The 1,315-nt window shown below is 41.2% G+C and carries 1 pseudogene; it reads left to right on the forward strand.

The features are described 5' to 3' along the window. Positions 1 to 74 precede the first annotated feature (74 nt). Positions 75 to 1,225 (forward strand): annotated as a pseudogene (locus tag ACTIE0_RS24470) (reverse transcriptase domain-containing protein); the annotation flags it as partial. Between the last annotated feature and the right edge of the window lie 90 nt (positions 1,226 to 1,315).

The raw sequence follows: 1,315 nt of genomic DNA on the forward strand, positions 1-1,315 counted from the left end.
GCCGCACTTTCTCTAATCTGCCTTTGTTTTCAGGGCGGTTTCACCAGGCTCTACAACTTTTGTCCTGTACTTAGGTTAAGAACATTAAAGGAAACCTCAAAGCAAAAGCACTTAGGAGAGTATGGATACCAAAACCTGGTAGGGATGAAAAAAGCTGGAATAGGCATTCCTACAATCCAAGATAGAGCAAGGCAAGCCTTGGTTAAATCGGCTCTCGAACCTGAATGGGAATCGAGATTTGAAGACACAAGCTATGGGTTCCGACCTGGTCGGTCTGCCCAAGATGCAATAGAACGAATCTATCTATGTATTAAGCATAGTAGTTATTATGTATTGGACGCAGATATAGCAAAATGCTCTTACCGTGAACCATGATTACCTACTGTCCAAAATTCATTGTCCAAGCAGCCTGAAAAGAGACCTAAAACAATGGCTCAAAGCAGGTGTACTAGATAACGGTGTATTTGAGGATACTGAAACAGGGACACCTCAAGGAGGGGTAATAAGTCCAATACTCGCCAACATTGCACTGGATGGCATGGCTAGATTAATTGAAACAACGTATCCAAAAGTAAAAGGGGTTAAAATTAAAGCCACCGTAATAAGATATGCCGATGATTTTGTAGTGATATCACCATCACTAGAGATTATTGAACAGTGCAAGATTGCTATTTCTGAATGGTTAAAACCTATTGGGTTAGAGATTAAACCGGGAAAAACTCGAATCTGTCATACACTCAATCCTATTGAATATGATGGAAAACTTGAAGAACCCGGATTTGATTTTCTAGGATTCAATATTAGGCAATATCCTGCAGGAAAATATAAAACTGGGAAAACTGGTGGAGCAGCAAGCCGTCCAATCGGTCACAAAACTCACATCAAACCCAGCAACAAAGCAGTTAAAGCCCACACAGAAGTGATTAAGGATGCAATAAAACATCTTAAAACCGCACCCCAATCAGCCCTGATAAGCAAACTAAACCCAATCATAAGGGGATGGTCAAACTATTATTCAGCGGTAGTCTCATCAGAGACCTTCGTTAAGCTAGACCACACAGTCTGGTTAATGTTAAGGGCATGGACAGTATCAAGATGCGGAAAGACAAGTTACAAGAAGCTAAGAAACTATTTCAGTCATGGAACGGTTAGACTTAGTAATGGGAAAGAAAGGCATGAATCTTGGTTGTTCCAGACTAAGGATGGACTCACATTATGGCAACATCTCAGTACAGGATAAAAAAGCTGAAAGTCTTAGCCAAAAGGGAATCTAGCCGAAAATTCTGAAGGGGGCGCTCCGGGCTGAGGTGAAAGT

The sequence above is a fragment of the Limnospira sp. genome (assembly GCF_051859755.1).
Taxonomy (GTDB): Bacteria; Cyanobacteriota; Cyanobacteriia; order Cyanobacteriales; family Microcoleaceae; genus Limnospira; species Limnospira fusiformis.